This is a genomic window from Halorubrum shenae (assembly GCF_051194165.1).
GTDB lineage: Archaea > Halobacteriota > Halobacteria > Halobacteriales > Haloferacaceae > Halorubrum.
Window position 1 is genome coordinate 219779 of the sequence record NZ_JBLZNI010000003.1, and the last position, 15579, is coordinate 235357.

The 15579-nt window shown below is 68.8% G+C and carries 14 protein-coding genes; 9 read left to right on the top strand and 5 right to left on the bottom strand.

Annotated features, from left to right (window positions below):
• Nucleotides 1-248 precede the first annotated feature (248 nt).
• The 4 genes from ACNS88_RS05860 to ACNS88_RS05875 all read left to right on the top strand — a co-directional run bounded on the left by ACNS88_RS05860 (nucleotide 249) and on the right by ACNS88_RS05875 (nucleotide 4896).
• A complete protein-coding gene (locus ACNS88_RS05860; protein WP_435094825.1) occupies nucleotides 249-551 on the top strand; it encodes a DUF7091 family protein in 303 nt (100 codons plus the stop codon).
• A 95-nt stretch (nucleotides 552-646) separates the two neighbouring features.
• The gene (locus tag ACNS88_RS05865) at nucleotides 647-1861 is read left to right on the top strand and encodes a hypothetical protein (protein WP_435094827.1); all 1215 of its coding nucleotides are present in this window, start codon (nucleotides 647-649) and stop codon (nucleotides 1859-1861) included.
• 117 nt (nucleotides 1862-1978) lie between these two features.
• Entirely contained in the window at nucleotides 1979-4015 is a 2037-nt protein-coding gene (locus ACNS88_RS05870) for an ABC transporter substrate-binding protein (RefSeq protein WP_435094829.1), read from the top strand.
• Entirely contained in the window at nucleotides 4012-4896 is an 885-nt protein-coding gene (locus tag ACNS88_RS05875; RefSeq protein ID WP_435094831.1) for a phosphatase PAP2 family protein, read from the top strand. Before ACNS88_RS05870 ends, ACNS88_RS05875 begins: the two co-directional genes overlap by 4 nt.
• Before the next feature lie 42 nt (nucleotides 4897-4938).
• Here ACNS88_RS05875 and ACNS88_RS05880 read toward each other — a convergent pair whose 3' ends face one another.
• The gene (locus tag ACNS88_RS05880; RefSeq protein WP_435094833.1) at nucleotides 4939-5604 is read right to left on the bottom strand and encodes a DsbA family oxidoreductase; all 666 of its coding nucleotides are present in this window, start codon (nucleotides 5602-5604) and stop codon (nucleotides 4939-4941) included.
• 85 nt (nucleotides 5605-5689) lie between these two features.
• Here ACNS88_RS05880 and thiD point away from each other — a divergent pair, with 85 nt between their 5' ends.
• Complete coding sequence (gene thiD, locus ACNS88_RS05885; RefSeq protein WP_435094835.1) at nucleotides 5690-6520, top strand: bifunctional hydroxymethylpyrimidine kinase/phosphomethylpyrimidine kinase; 831 nt, start codon at nucleotides 5690-5692, stop codon at nucleotides 6518-6520.
• A 17-nt stretch (nucleotides 6521-6537) separates the two neighbouring features.
• On the opposite strand, the gene ACNS88_RS05890 is transcribed toward thiD, so the two are convergent.
• Nucleotides 6538-7335, bottom strand: a complete 798-nt coding sequence (locus tag ACNS88_RS05890) for a ZIP family metal transporter (RefSeq protein WP_435094837.1) — start codon at nucleotides 7333-7335, stop codon at nucleotides 6538-6540.
• A gap of 139 nt (nucleotides 7336-7474) precedes the next feature.
• Here ACNS88_RS05890 and mutS point away from each other — a divergent pair, with 139 nt between their 5' ends.
• From mutS to azf, 3 genes are all read left to right on the top strand, one after another.
• Nucleotides 7475-10273: a DNA mismatch repair protein MutS gene (mutS, locus tag ACNS88_RS05895; protein WP_435094838.1), complete on the top strand. Its 2799-nt coding sequence runs from the start codon at nucleotides 7475-7477 to the stop codon at nucleotides 10271-10273.
• Between the two features lie 61 nt (nucleotides 10274-10334).
• Complete coding sequence (locus tag ACNS88_RS05900; RefSeq protein ID WP_435094840.1) at nucleotides 10335-10685, top strand: cell division protein SepF; 351 nt, start codon at nucleotides 10335-10337, stop codon at nucleotides 10683-10685.
• Nucleotides 10686-10758: 73 nt separating this feature from the next.
• Complete coding sequence (azf, locus tag ACNS88_RS05905) at nucleotides 10759-11691, top strand: NAD-dependent glucose-6-phosphate dehydrogenase Azf (RefSeq protein WP_435094842.1); 933 nt, start codon at nucleotides 10759-10761, stop codon at nucleotides 11689-11691.
• A gap of 15 nt (nucleotides 11692-11706) precedes the next feature.
• Here azf and ACNS88_RS05910 read toward each other — a convergent pair whose 3' ends face one another.
• The 3 genes from ACNS88_RS05910 to ACNS88_RS05920 all read right to left on the bottom strand — a co-directional run bounded on the left by ACNS88_RS05910 (nucleotide 11707) and on the right by ACNS88_RS05920 (nucleotide 13340).
• Nucleotides 11707-12360: a DUF309 domain-containing protein gene (locus ACNS88_RS05910; protein WP_435094844.1), complete on the bottom strand. Its 654-nt coding sequence runs from the start codon at nucleotides 12358-12360 to the stop codon at nucleotides 11707-11709.
• Nucleotides 12361-12804: 444 nt separating this feature from the next.
• The gene (locus tag ACNS88_RS05915) at nucleotides 12805-13071 is read right to left on the bottom strand and encodes a hypothetical protein (RefSeq protein WP_435094846.1); all 267 of its coding nucleotides are present in this window, start codon (nucleotides 13069-13071) and stop codon (nucleotides 12805-12807) included.
• Nucleotides 13072-13202: 131 nt separating this feature from the next.
• Complete coding sequence (locus ACNS88_RS05920; RefSeq protein WP_435094847.1) at nucleotides 13203-13340, bottom strand: hypothetical protein; 138 nt, start codon at nucleotides 13338-13340, stop codon at nucleotides 13203-13205.
• A 193-nt stretch (nucleotides 13341-13533) separates the two neighbouring features.
• Here ACNS88_RS05920 and ACNS88_RS05925 point away from each other — a divergent pair, with 193 nt between their 5' ends.
• Nucleotides 13534-15369: a cation:proton antiporter gene (locus ACNS88_RS05925; protein ID WP_435094969.1), complete on the top strand. Its 1836-nt coding sequence runs from the start codon at nucleotides 13534-13536 to the stop codon at nucleotides 15367-15369.
• Nucleotides 15370-15579: the final 210 nt, after the last annotated feature.

Below are 15579 nucleotides of genomic sequence, written 5' to 3' on the forward strand. Positions count from 1 at the left end.
AAAGGGGCAGTCACGAGGGCGAAGCACGGCGCAGCAGGCACCACAGCGAGTGAGCGCAGCGAACGAGCGAGGAGCACAGCAAGCCGCGCGAGTCCTCGCGACTGGGGCGTTGGCGGTGTTCACCGTCGGTCCGGCGTCGACGACTGCGGCGACCAGTTATAAACTGCTCACACCGGTTCCACCATTCACGGACCGAGTGTCCACGTACCGCCAACGGACCTATATCCGACGCGCCGAAACGGCAGGGTATGGACGACCGACTCGAACGCGTCATCCGCCAGCAGCTTCGCAAGGCTGGCAAGCAGTTCGAGGAGGCCAAGCGGGCGTACTCCGACGCGAGAGACGACCCCGACGGCAGCGGTGCGGGGGCGAAGCGGTACGACCTCCCGACCGACGACGAGGGGCGCACCCGGATCGTCTGTCGCCGACACGCGGAGCGCCGGACGGTCCCCGTCGACGGCGAGGGGCGACCGTCGTGTTTCGAGGGCGGCCACCCCGACTGCGAGGGGTGCGCGGAGGACGTGAGAGAAGGGTTCGTCGAGACCTGGTGAACGGGGAGACATCGAGATCAGGCGAACGGGGAGAAGCGCAGGGGCCCTCGGAACCCACCCAAAGGCGTTTCTCTCCCGGTGTCCTCACGCGACCCATGAGACGGACGACGCTCGTCGTCGCGCTCCTCGTCGCGGTCGGGGTCGGGCTCGCGGCCTCCGGCTTCTTCGCCGGGGCGGGCGACGAGGCGCCGCCGCCGATCATCGACGAGCCCGAACCGTCGGCGGTAGACGAGGGATCGCTCATCACGGTCGACGGCGACTACCGACTCTGGCCGTACACAAGCCGGAGCACCTCGGTCGACGGCCGGACGCTCGCGATCAACGTCCTCTTCCACGCCGACGCGGAGACGACGCGGCGGGCGATCGAGGGGCGGTCGGAGACCGACTGGGAGCAGACCGAAGCGGCGGAGGCGGCGGCCACCGCCGACGCCGAGCAGGTGCGGGCCCTCGTCGAGCGCGACTGGGCGGACGCGCACAGCTCGGACCGGTACAGCTACGTCGAGGGGCCGGACGGCGGCGTCTGGCTGGAGGAGACGTTCGAGCTCCACGACGGGGCGTACCTCGGCGTGCGCGATCACCTCCGGGCGTACGAGTCGCCGGACGGCGCCTACACCGCGGTACAGGCCCACGAGGAGTACTACGACTGGTTCCGGCTCCGCCACACCGTGCCGGGCATCGACGATCCGGCGGTCCGGCTCGAAGACGAGTTCATCCACGGCGCGGTCGACGCCGAGGTCAGCCGCGAGTACCGCGGCATCGACGGCGGGTGGAGCGACGGCTGGGTCTCGGTGATCGAGCTGGCGTCGCTGGCGCTGCTGTCCGGCGCGCTGCTCCGGCGCCGAACCCGGGTTGCGACCGTCGAACTGGCGCACCGGGCCCGTCGAGAAGCGGCGCGACACGCGGACGCCGCGCTGCTCGGCGCGGCGCTCGCGGCCGTCGTCGTCGGCGTCCGCGTGGCCGGAGTCGCGCTGGAGACCGCGTACCCCGGGATCGGGCCGAAGCTCATCGCCGCCCCGTTGTACCTGAGCATCGCAGTCGGGATTCCGGCACTCGTCCTCGCCCGGGCCCCCGGATCGGACCCGAGCGCGGCGCTTCTCGGCGTCGTCGTCGGGCTGGGCGCGGGGTTCGTGGTCGACTTCGCCGCGCTCGGCGTGGCGGTGCCGCCAGGTCTTCTCGTCCACCGGGTCGCCCTCCTCGCCGCGATCGGCCTCGTCGCGATGGGGCGCGCCGCCGTCGATCGCCCGGCGCTCGCGGCGGGGCTGGCAGCGTGGGCGGTCGGGCTGGCGCTCCCGCTTGCAGACGTGATCTGAAGCGATCTGAGAGGCGCTCGCAGTCGATTCGGGCGCTCCGACGCGCGTGCGAGGGGTTCGATCCGACGACGACACCACAGAAGGGATATACGCGAGGGGTGAAACAGCGACGAACACATGACGCGGCACGTCAGTCGGCGCGGAGCGCTCGCAGGGGGGTTCGCGGCCCTGAGCGCCGGCTGTCTCGGCCGGACGCGGAACATCGCGGGACGCGACCGCTCCTCGCAGCTGACCCTCGAAATCAACGCCCCGCCCGCCGATACGGACCCCAACGCGATCCGAATCGCCAGACACCTCGCGGAGAACTTAGACGCGGTCGGAATCGACGCCCGGATCAACACCCTCGGACACACCGACCTCCGGCGGAAGGTGTTCATCAACCACAACTTCGACGTGTACGTCGGGCAGTTCCGGGAGGCGGAGCCGTTCGATCCGGACGCGATGTACGGATTCACGCACTCGCGGTTCGCCGCGGAGTCGGGATGGCAGAATCCCTTCGGATTCACCGACATCAACGGCGTCGACGAGCTCCTCGCGAGCCAGCGTCGGACGGAGGGCGACGAGCGACGCGAGGCGGTGGCGGACCTCCAGCGCGACCTCAGTGAGCTGCAGCCGTTCACCGTCGTGGCGTTCCCAGACCCGCTCACGGCGGTCCGCGAGGACCGCTTCAAGAACTGGACGAACCGCCAGCCGCTCTCGGTCGGGGGGCTGCTCGGGTTAGAGCGAATCGACGCGGCGGACGGGGGTACAGGCGAGGACGAGACCGAAACCGAGAACGAAACTGTCGACGGCGGCGCCAACGAGACCACAGACGATACCGAGACTACCGCCGACAACGAGACCACCGCCGACAACGACACTGACGGACTGATCGACGACAATCCGCTCACCGACGGCGACGACGAGACGGGCGACGCCACCACCCTCCGGCTCGTGACGACCGACGAGCGAATCACGCAGAACTGGAACCCGATCGCCGCCGAGTACCGTCGCTACGGCACGTTCACGTCCCTGCTGTACGACCGGCTCGCGCTCGTCGACGACGGGGAGGTGATCCCGTGGCTCGCCGCCGACTGGGAGCAGGTCGGCGACGCGTCGATGGAGGTGTCACTGCGGGAGGCCGACTGGCACGACGGGGAGCCGGTGACCGCGGAGGACGTGGCGTTCACCTACGAGTTCCTCCAGGACACCTCGATGGGAACGACCGAGTCGGCGGTACCGACGCCGACGTTCCGCGGCCGGGCGTCGGCCGTCGAGGCGGCGACCGCCGTCGACGAGAGAACGGTTCGGCTGACGCTCGACGGCGTCAACCAGGCGGTCGGCGTCCGTGCCCTTCAAGTGCCGATTCTACCGAAGCACGTCTGGGAAGAGCGGACCGACGTGGCAACGATCGCCGGGTTCGAGTTCGACGCGGAGACGACCGAGGCCGTGGTGACGAACAACGAAGACCCGATCGGGAGCGGCCCGGTGCAGTTAGTCGAGGCCGCCCCCGAGGAGTCGGTCGCCTTCGAGCGCAACCCGGATCACTTCCTCGTGCGCGCGAGCGAGGGCGGCGGGTCGACCGACGGCGCAGACGGCGGCGGATCGACCGACGGCGCAGACGGCGACGGCTCGACCGGTGACGAGACGGACCCGCTCGCGGGGATCCCGGAGCGGTTCCGCGGGAAGCCGGCGTTCGACAGGTTAGAGATCAAGGTGATAGGGTCGGACATCGCCGCGGTGCAGGCGGTCGGCGACGGGTTCGCGGACGCGACCGTCTCGAATATCGGCCCGGACGCCGTCCCGCGGATCGGGCGCGAGGCCGACGCGCGCCTGGTCACGGGGCGATCCGGCGGGTTCTACCACGTCGGCTACAACGTCCGGCGCGCACCGCTGTCGAACCCCCGGTTCCGTGGGGTCCTCGCGTCGCTGATCGACAAGCGGAGGCTCGTCGACATCGCGTTCGACGGGTACGCCGAGGCCGCCACGTCGCCGCTCGCCGCCACCTCGGAGTGGGTGCCCTCGGACCTCGCGTGGGAGGACCGCGAGGCGGATCCCGTCCACCCGTTCGTCGGCGAGTCCGGCTCGCTTGACGCCGAGACGGCTCGTGAACGGCTCCGCGAGGTCGGGTACCGGTTCGACGAGGAAGGGCGGCTGCTCGCGCCGGGGACATGAGCCCACTTTTGTCAGTCGTGAGTTCGCTCGCGCTGTGGGTGGGATCCGCGCTGGCCGTCGCGAGCGTCGCCATCATCGGCCCGCGACGGCTGTACGGGCTCTGGAACGACCTCCGCGAGCGGCTGTGGGAGATCCGGAAGCCGCTCGCGGCGCTGGTGGCGGTGTTGATCGCGAGCGCGATCGGTCGGAGCTCTCTCCAGACCGTCTCGGAGCTGTTCGGGCTCCAACTGACGTGGGCCATCTACGCGTTGGAGGGGAACTTCGTCGCGTGGGTGCAGGCGACGTTCGGCTCCCCGGCGCTGACGGTGTACTTCTCGTCGGTGTACGTGTACGGGTACGTGTTCCTGCTCTCGTTCCCGTTCCTCGCGTATCTGGCCCTCCCGCGAACGACGACCGTGAAGCGGCTCATCGTCGCGTACGCGCTCAACTACGCGATCGGCCTCGTGCTCTACACGATCGTGTTCGCGCACGGACCCCGCAACGTCATGCCCGACATGGTGACACCGTTACTTTTCACCCACAACCCCAATTTCATGTCTCTGACGGCAGAAATAAATGAGGCCACGAACGTCTTCCCCTCGCTGCACACGTCGCTGTCGGTGACCGTCGGGACGTTCGCGGTCCTGACCCGACGGGAGTACCCGCTGTGGACGCCGATCGCCGCGTGGCTCGCGACGAGCGTGGTGATCGCGACGATGTACATCGGGATCCACTGGCTCACCGACGTGGTCGGCGGGATCGTGCTCGCGCTCGGGGCCGTGTACCTGTCGTATCGGATCGTTGATTCGGAATCGGAGAGCGGAGACGAGCGTGGCGACACAGGCGGGGACGGCGACGGCGGAGACGAAGGCGAAAACGACGACGACGACGACGAGCAGTGATCCAGTCCCCGGACGGAGACGGAAACAGCGTCTTCGGAGAGACTACCCGTCGATGAGCCGTTCGAGATGCTCCGGTGGCACCGCCCCTCGGGCGGCGTGGCCGTCGTACGCGAACGTCGGGACGCCGCTGACCCCGCGCTCCTGTGCCGCGGTGAACAGGTCGGTGACGCGGTCGCGGAGGTCGTCGTCGTCGAGCGCCTCGTCGACGACGCTCGGATCGAGCCCGTCCACGCTCTCGGCGATGTCGGCGAGCACCTCGCGGTCGCCGATGTCGCGACCGTCCTGCCACAGCGCCGCGAAAACTGCCTCGTCGAACGCGAGCCACGAGTCGGGCGCGGTCTCTCGCACGTGGACCGAGGCGATCTGCGCGGGGAGCGAGTCGACGTCGGTCCGGAGCTCCTGTGCCATCTCGGCGTCGTACTGCTCCTGTAGCCGGCGGACGTTCTCACGGGCCTGCTCGTAGTACTCCTCGTCTTTCCCGTTGTCCACGGTGTCGTCGATCTCGCCGTCCGGGCCGCGCTGGCCCGCCCGGAGGTCGAAGGGGTGCCAGTCGATCGAAAGCGGCTCCTCACGCGACTCCTGATACTGCGCGAGCGACTGCCGGCCGAGGTAGCAGAACGGACAGACGTAGTCTGAGTAGACGGATATCGACTCGGTCGCGTCGGGATTCGGTTCGTCTGCGGCGTCCGCGGGATCGGTATTCGACATACCGTCGGTTCGGCGGCGAGGGGGAAAGGCCGTTCGGCGGCAGCGATCGTCACGATTTTGCATAATCGGGTAGTACCACCAGGATATGACATTAACACGCGACCCCGTGTCACCACCCGTCGCGCTCGCGATCGCCGGCAGCGACGCCGGCGGCGGGGCGGGGATCCAAGCCGACCTGAAGGCGATGACCGCACACGGCGTCTTCGGCACGTCGGTCGTGACGGCGACGACCGCCCAGAACACTCGAGGCGTCCGCGACGTACACGCGGTGCCGGCGGGACACGTCGCGAGCCAGTTCGACGCCGTCTCCGACGACTTCGACGTGGGTGCGATCAAGACCGGTATGTTGGCCACGGCCGAGACGGTCGAGACGGTGACCGGACTGGTCGGCGACGTCGCGGCCCCGGTCGTCGTCGACCCGGTGATGGTCGCGGCGAGCGGCGACCGCCTGCTGTCACCCGAAGCGGAGGCCGCCTACGAGGGCCTGATCGGGGCGGCGACGCTCGTCACGCCGAACGCAGACGAGGCCGAGGTGCTGGTCGGCGGACCGATCGAGACGCCGGCGGACGCCGAGCGCGCGGGTCGAGAGCTGGTCGCGACCGGCGCCGACGCCGCGCTCGTCAAGGGCGGCCACATCGGCGACGGAGACACCGTAACGGACACGCTCGTGATCGGGAATACGGAGGGAGACGCGACGGTGGTCCGGTTCAAGAATCCCCGCGTCGCGACCGACGCGACCCACGGCTCCGGCTGTGCGCTGTCGAGTGCAATTGCGGCCCGACTGGCGCGCGGCGAGCCGCTGCGCGAGTCGGTCGCCGCCGCGGTCGACGGGATGGGGCCGGCGATCCGGCGCGGCTACGACGTGGGCGAGGGACCCGGCGCGGTCAACTCGACGGTGTTCGACGAGCGCGCGTAGCGGCCTGACCTCCGGAGTCAAACGAAGTTGAGCGGGACCATCAACAGGACGCCGAGCGCGATTCCCCCGGCGAGTACCGGCTTGCCGCCGCGCGGGAGTCCCGCACCCGTTTCGAGCGCCTCGGGGATGAACTCGGAGAGCACGAGGTAGATCATCGCGCCCGCGGCGAAGCCGAAGCCGTACGGGAGGAACTCGCGAGCGTAGCGCACGAACGCGAACGCGACGACCGCCCCGATCGGCTGCGGCAGGCTGGAGAACACCGACCACCACACCATCTTCCACTTCGAGACGCCCATCGACCGCAGCGGGATGGAGATGGCGGTCCCCTCGGGGATGTTGTGGATCGATATCGCGACGGTCATAAAGACGGCCAGAAGCGGGACGGTGAACCCGAGCAGCTGGGTCCCACCCTCCAAACCGAGGTCCGCGAAGGAGACGCCGACCGCGATCCCCTCTGGAAAGCTGTGGACCGTCAACACGCCGAGGATTAGGATCAGCTTCTTGAAGTCGGCCTCCTCGTACTCCTGCGGGTCGATCTCGGCGTCCATCAACACCTCGTGAGCGAGGACCACGAGGGCCACACCGGCGAGCATCCCGACCCCGATCTGTACGGGCGTCCCCTCGGCGAGCCCCTCATCGACGAGCCCGAACAGCGACGCCGCCAGCATGATCCCGGAGGCGAACCCCCACAGCGCCACGTTGCCGCGGTCGCTGATCGAGTCGAAGAAGAAGAAGGGGAGTGCGCCGATCCCCGTCGCGAGCGCCGTGATGAGCCCCGCGACGAAGACGAACGCGAACACGTCGAGTGCGACCATCGAGTTAGGTGAGCGTACGCGGATGGCACACATAATGCCACCGAGCGACACCGCTTGACGGGAAGTGGGGCATCGTCCGTCGGAGCGGCCGACCGCACACCCGTAGGGTTTTACCCGCCGACGGCGGGAGTACGGGTATATGCCAACGGGGATCGTCGGGGAGTTCCTCGATCTCAAGGCGGAGACCGACGCGGACGTCCTCGCCATGCAGTGCGGCGACTTCTACGAGTTCTTCGCTGACGACGCCGAGCTGGTCGCAGACGAACTCGACTTGACAGTCTCACAGAAATCCTCACACGGCTCGTCGTACCCGATGGCGGGCGTACCGCTCACCGAGCTGACCCCCTACGTAAAAGCGCTCGTCGAGCGCGGCTACCGGGTCGCCGTCGCCGACCAGTACGAGACCGACGACGGCCACGCTCGCGAGATCACCCGCGTCGTCACGCCCGGCACCCTCCTCGAAACCGCTGACGACGACGCGCGGTACCTCGCGGCGGTCGTCCAGGAGGGGGACGGGCCGGACGTCGGCGCGTCGGCGACCGACGGCGACGACTCCGACGGCCCCTACGGGCTCGCGCTCGCCGACGTGACCACGGGCCGGTTCCTCGTCACCGAGGTCGAAACCGCCGGCGACCTCCGCGCGGAGCTGTACCGGTTCGACCCCGCGGAGGTCCTGCCGGGCCCCCGCGTCCGCAACGACGACCAACTGCTCGGCGCGGTCCGCGAGGACCTCTCCGGGTCGGTCTCCGTCTTCGACGCGGAGTCGTTCGCACCGGGGCGCGCGAAACACGCCGTGCGCGAGCAGTTCGGGCGAGAGACCGCCGACAGCGTCGGGATCGACTCCGAGTTGGCGCTGCGCGCTGCGGGAGCCGCCCTCGGCTACGTCGAGGAGACCGGCGCCGGCGTGCTGGCGTCGATCACTCGGCTCACCGCCTTCGGCGACGACGATCACGTCGCCGTCGACGCTACGACCCAGCGCAACCTCGAACTCACCGAGACGATGCGCGGCGAGAGCGAGGGGTCGCTGTTCGAGACGGTCGATCACACCGTCACCGCCGCCGGGGGACGGCTCCTCCGGGAGTGGATCACGCGCCCACGACGGGACGGTCCGGAACTGAATCGTCGGCTCGACGCGGTGGCGGCGCTCGCGTCGGCGGCGCTCGCGCGCGACCGGCTACGCGAGACGCTCGGCGACGCGTACGACCTCGAACGGCTCGCCGCGCGGGCGACCAGCGGGAGCGCGGGCGCACGGGAACTCCTCTCGGTGCGAGACTCGCTCGCGCTGGTGCCGACGCTCGCCGACGCCGTGTCCGGGACCGCGCTCGCGGACTCACCGGTCGCCGCGGTGCTGGAGCGGATCGACCGCGAGCGCGCCGCGACCCTCCACGACGAGCTCGACGACGCGCTCGCGGAGGACCCGCCGAAGACAAAGACGCAGGGCGGGCTGCTCCGAGAGGGATACGACGCCGAACTCGACGAGCTGATCGGGCACCACGAGGAGGTCAAAGAGTGGCTGGACGGGCTCGCAGAGCGCGAGAAGCGACAGTACGGGCTGAGCCACGTCACCGTCGACCGCAACAAGACGGACGGCTACTACATCCAGGTCGGCAAGTCCGCGGCCGACGGGGTCCCCGAGGGCTACCGCGAGATCAAGACGCTGAAGAACTCGAAGCGGTTCGTCACCGACGAACTGGAAGAACGGGAGCGCGAGGTGCTCCGGTTGGAGGAGGCCCGCGGCAAGCTGGAGTACGAGCTGTTCGAGGAGCTCCGGGAACGGGTCGCCGCCGACGCCGAACTGCTGCAGGACGTGGGGCGGGCGGTCGCGGAGATCGACGCGCTCGCGTCGCTGGCGACCCACGCCGCCAGCAACGACTGGACGCGCCCCGAGCTTACCGACGAGCGACGGCTCGACGTGGAGGCCGGGCGTCACCCCGTCGTCGAGCGGACGACCGACTTCGTGCCGAACGACCTCCAGCTCGACGAGGAGCGCGGCTTCCTCATCGTCACCGGCCCAAACATGAGCGGGAAGTCGACGTACATGCGGCAAGCGGCGCTGATCCAGCTGCTCGCGCAGGCGGGGTCGTTCGTTCCCGCACGGGCGGCCACGGTCGGGCTCGTCGACGGGATCTACACCCGCGTCGGCGCGCTCGACGAGCTGGCGCAGGGGCGGTCGACGTTCATGGTGGAGATGCAGGAGCTGTCGAACATCCTCCACTCGGCGACCGAAGACTCGCTCGTCATCCTCGACGAGGTCGGCCGGGGGACCGCCACCTACGACGGCATCTCCATCGCGTGGGCCACGACCGAGTACCTTCACAACGAGGTGCGCGCGCGCACCCTTTTTGCTACCCACTACCACGAGCTGACGACGCTGGCCGACCACCTCCCCCGAGTCGCCAACGTCCACGTCGCCGTCGACGAGCGCGACGGGGAGGTGACGTTCCTCCGGACCGTTCGCGACGGCCCGACGAACCGGTCGTACGGGGTCCACGTCGCCGACCTCGCCGGCGTCCCGGCTCCGGTCGTCTCCCGCGCCGACACGGTGCTCGATAGGCTCCGAGAGGAGAAGGCGATCGAGGCAAAGGGCGGGAGACGAGGCGGCGGGGCGGCCGGCGAAAGACGGGACCCCGACGGCGATACGAAACAGGTCGTCTTCGACCTCTCGTCGGGATCGTTCTCGGAAAGCGACGACGACGGAGCGACAGACGCCGGCGCCCCCAGCTCTAAAGAAGGTCGAAACGGGACGGCACCGGGGTCGGCGTCGGACGGTCGGGGCGGGGCCGCAGGAACCGCAGAAACTGCGGGGGCCGACCGGCTCGATCCCGAGACCCGCGCCGTGATCGAGGAATTAGCCGACGTCGACATCGCGGCGACCGCGCCGGTGGAGTTGCTGTCGCGGGTCCAAGAGTGGCAAGAGCGGCTCGACGAGAACCGCTGACGACCGGCGCGACGCAACGTCTGACGTAAGAACTAATGTCTGACCTCGTCGTGTGGTGTGTATGGGTATTATGAGCAAGATCCTCGGCGGGGGCGGGAACCGCTCCGTCGACGACTACGTCGAGCTCGACCTCGACGACTTCGCCGAGGCGCACGCGGACACAGGAATGCAAGTACACATCGCGGAGATCGGCGATCAGGGCGACGTGATCCCGATCAAAGACGCCGTCTACGACGGCGATTTCGTCATCGCGGACATCACCCGCCACTCCACGTCCGACCGGACGATCGAACACATCATCGACGAGCTGCGGCAGGTCGCCCAGGAGGTCGACGGCGACATCGTCCAGAAGGGCGACGACCAGATCGTCGTCGCTCCGACCGGCGTGAGCATTTCGCGCGAAAAACTGTAGGACGGGTCCGCCCTCCGCCGCGGCGCGGCCGAACCGTGGCATATATGCCCGTCTCGCGCCCACGTACGACCGAATGGACGAGCCGGTCCTGCTGACGGGCGCCGGCGGACGGGTGGGACAGGCCATCCTCCGCGGCATCGGCGACGAGTACGAGTGGCGACTCCTCGACAGGGAGCCGCTGCCTGCAGCGAAGGTGCCGGACAGGATCCCCGACGCCGATCGCTACGTCGCCGACATCACGGATCCGAACGCCGTCCGAGAGGCGATGGACGGCGTCGGAGCGGTGATTCACCTCGCCGGCGACCCCCGGAAGACGGCGCCGTGGGACTCCGTGCTGCGGAACAACATCGACGGGGCGCAGGTCGTGATGCGCGCCGCCGTCGACGCCGGCGTCGAGAAGTTCGCGTTCGCCTCCTCGAACCACGCCGTCGGGGGCTACGAGACCGAGGACCGCACCCCGGACCTGTACCGCCCCGACGACGGCTATCGGCTCGACGGCACGGAGCTTCCCCGCCCCGGGAACCTCTACGGCGTCTCGAAGGCGACCGGCGAGGCGCTCGGGCGGTTCTACCACGACGAACACGATATGAGCGTCGTCTGCGTCCGCATCGGGAACCTCACGAAGGATCACCCGCCGCGGGAGTACGAGCGCGGGCAGGCGATGTGGCTCTCGCACCGGGACTGCGCGCACCTGTTCGACCGGTGTCTGCAGGCGGAGTACGGCTACGAGATCGTCTACGGCATCTCGAACAACGACCGACGCTACTACTCCATCGAGCGCGCCCGCGAGGCCCTCGGCTACGAGCCGACCGACAACTCTGCCGACTACACGTTCGAGGGGAAGCCGAAAGCCGAGACGGGCGAGGAAAACGACGACTCGACAGCGGACGACGACTCGACAGCGGACGACGACCCGACCACAGACGACGGCAAAACTGGCCTCGACGATCCCCCGGCGGAGCCAAACTTCCCGACGGGTCCCGACACGCCGACCGACGGCGTCTGACCGAAGAGCGACCGGTCAGAACAGGTCGTCGACGTCGCGTCGCTTCCGCGTTTCCAGTTCCACGTGATCCGCGAGCCGGGCGGCCACCTGTGGACGGGTGTCTGGCGTGCGAAGGAACGCGAACAACAGCTCTGCGAACCGCGTCCGACCGGTGCCCCGCTCCTCGCGTGCGAGTTCTGCCGCGGTCTCGAAGGTCCCCTCATCGCCGGGAGCGACCGCACCGGCCAGCGCGGGCGCCGCGAGCAGCGCCGTCGACAGGTCGAGGTCGCCGAATCGCGGCGCCTCACCCTCGATCCGGATCGTGGGGGGGACCGCGCGCTCGATCGTTTCCGGGTCGGCCGCGAGCCGGCGGCACCAGTCGTGAACGGGGGCGACGTCGATCTCCCGAGAGGTTGACTCGACTCCATCAAGATACTCGACCGCGTTGTCCGCGCAGCCGACCGCTCCTGACCAGTTGCGGGTGGCAGCGTGGTGGGTTGCCGCTGCGGTCGCGATCAGCCCATGGAGCAAGCGCTCGTCGAGACCCTCGACGAGCGGGAGCCACGCCGCCTCCCACGGGTCGTGCGCGGCGAGGACGTGACCCTCGTTGAAGAGCGCGGCGCCGGCGCGGAGCGCGGCGGGAACGGTCGGGGACTCTCGGGCGCTCTCGCCGGGTTCGCGATCGGTCATATCGGTCTGTCGGAGTGTCCGACAGATAAGCGGTGAGGCCGGCGGCGGTGACCGTCGGGAACGAAACGGAGGGAGAAAAACGTCAGCGGGGTCGAAGAGGGAGGAGCGTCAGCGGGGCGAATCAGGCCGGGGTCGGTAGCTCGAAGCGATCAGTCGGCGCCGGCACCGGTCGACTCGTCGTCGGGCGCCGAGAGGGACCGATCGACTGCGCGGTCGACCGCGTCCGGGTACCGGCGGTGGAGGCCCGCGCCGGCGATCACGCCGACGAGGGCGCGCGGTCGGACGGGGCTAAACCGGTGTAGAGGTCGGGATGTCTCGTGCGTCTGGATCGGGAGGGGTCTCGTTGCATTATCTGTGTGGCGGGTGGCGCGAGGCCTCGCGCCGCGGTCGGAGTCTGTGCGTCGGTCGGGGACCGCGTGAACCGAGGTCGGCCGGCGGCGTTCGCTACCGGTGACGCGCCTCGTGAACCCCGACGATCTCGGTGAGATCGTCGACCTCGGCGTCCGGCGCGAGCCGGAGCGAGGCGTCAACCTCGACCGTGAGGTCGTTGAGACGCGGCCGGAGGGCGACGACGTCGACGGTCTCGACATCGATACCATCGCGGCCGGCGAGCTTGTCGCGGACCCCGGCGTGGAGGTCGCCCGCGGCGTCGCGGGGAACCGCCAGCCGGAGCGCGACGTCGGTCGCGCGGTGGCAGGGGTGGACTGCCATACGGACCCAGGAGGGAGTCGATTCCTCACCCGAGGCTCTGCCGCTTGAGCTACCGGGTCCACGTGTCGGAAGGTGGGGGAGAGAAGGCGGCGCTCGCTCCGAGGGGCGAAGCCGACCGCCTCCGCGTCGGGTTACGCGGCGACGGCGTCGGAGCGAGCGACGACCGTTCCGCGACCCCGCTTCCCGACGCTCCAGAGGGGAGCGAACGTCGGGGTGGTGTCGCGGACGGTCATGGTGAAGAGCCCGGCGGGGAGAATCCATCCGGGCATACACTTACGCAGAGGAGGAACCGAGTTAATAGTTGCTCGTGTGTGCGGATCAATGGCGTGATACGTCTCCGCTCGAGTATGCTTTTCAATTATATCAACGAGGTGGGATAGGGGACGGTGTCGTCGTCGGAACACCAATACACTAAGAAAGGCAGCGGCCATATAATCGGTAGACGTGTCTAGCCTGTTACCGATCATCGCGGCGATTCTCGTGTCGGGACTCGTCGTCCAGCTGATTGCGCACCACCTGAAGGTGCCGAGCGTCATCTTCTACCTTCTCATCGGTGTCGTGTTGGGGCCGGAGGTGTTGGGGCTCGTCACCCTGGAAACGTTCGGAAGCGGGCTCGAGATCATCGTCGGGATCAGCGTCGCGATCATCGTCTTCGAGGGCGCGTTCGCGCTCCGGATCGAGCGGATCCGGGGCGCGTCCACGGTGTCGCTCCGTCTGGTGACGGTCAGCGCGCTCGTCATGTTCGTCGGAACGGCGGTCGCAGTCCGGTTCCTCGAGGACGCCAACTGGGAGATAGCGCTACTCATCGGCGCGCTGCTGGTGGCGACCGGCCCGACGGTGATCACCCCGATACTCAACGTCGTCCGCGTCAGAGACCACGTCGCGACCGCGCTGGAGACCGAGGGGATCGTCAACGACGTGACGGCCGCGATCGTCGCCGTCGTGATCTTCGAGACGCTACTACTCGACGACCTCGGGGTTCCGGCAACTCTCTTGTCGTTCGTCGAGCGACTCGGCGTCGGCGTGCTCGCGGGGGTGCTCGCGACGGTCGTCATCTACTACCTGTTGGACAGCGATCTGGTTCCCGAGCGCGACGTGCAGGCGTCGCAGTTCCTCGTGTTGGCGGCGGCGGTCGGCGCGTTCGCGGCCGCCGAGGCCGTCGCCGCCGAGGCGGGCATCGCGGCGGCGGCGACGAGCGGCATCCTGCTCGGGAACCTCGACATCGACAACAGAGAGGAGATCGAGCGGTTCGCGGAGAACACGACCCTCGTCGTCCTCTCGTTCGTGTTCATCTCGCTGGCCGCGCTGATCAACGTCGAGGCGATCGCGGCACTCGGCCTCGGTGCGATCGGCCTCGTACTCGTGATCATGCTCGTGCTCCGACCGCTCGGGGCGCTGATCGCCACGGCCGGCGTCGAGCGGTTCACGTGGCCGGAGCGGCTGTTCATCGCCGGCGTGGGACCGCGAGGGATCATCCCGGCGAGCGTGGCCACGCTGTTTGCCATCGAGCTGGAGCTTGCGGGGAACGTGGCCGCGGGCGAGCTACTGGTCGGAACCGTGTTCGCCGTCATCTTCGCGACGGTCGCGATCGAGGCCGGGCTGGCGAAGCAGATCGGCGACGTTCTCGGAGTGTCACCAATGCGCACGATAATCATCGGCGGCGGTCGGGTCGGCCGAGCGCTCGCCACACGGCTGGAGCGGCGGGGAGAGTACGTCGTCATCGTCGAGAACGACGACGAAGAGATCGAACGGGCGCGCTCGGAAGGGTTCACCGTGTACGAGGGCGACGGCAGCGACACGGAGACGCTGCGCGGCGCGGGCATCGGAGACGCCAAGCGCGTGATCACGGTGACCGGCGACGACGATATCAACCTCCTCGCGTGCCAGCTCGCGATCACGAAGTTCGGCGTTGAATCGGTGTACTCCCGGGTGAACGAACCGGACAACGTCGACGCCTTCGACAGCATCGGCGTGGAAGCGATCGACTCGCCGACGGCGACGGCGGTGGCCATCGACGACGAGATCGAGCGCCCGGCGATCACCCACTGGATGAACGAGTTGGGCGACAGCCACGACGTCCAAGAGGTCGAGGTGACCGCGCAGAACCTCGCCGGGAAGACGATTCGCGACCTCAATGCCCAGATCCCCGACGGGACCTTCGTCGCCGTCGTCAGCCGCGACGGCGAAAATCACGTGCCGTCGGCAGACAGCGTGCTGGAGTACGGCGACCACGTCACGTTCATCGGCGACACGAAAGCGGTCAAGCGGGCGATGGAGCGGTTCCATCCGCACGATTAAGACGCCGATCGGGCGGTTCCGCCCGGTCGCGGAGCAATTGTGGGAAGCGTTGGACCGGCGCCCGGTTGTTTATAAGCGGTTGCCAGCGAAAGCCCCAGCAGTGAGGACTCGCGCGGCTTGCAAGCTCTCTATAGACGCGAGTCAGCACGCGCCACCGCCCCTTCGAAACCACGAACGAGCGAGCGTGTAGCACAGCACTCACGCACGGCT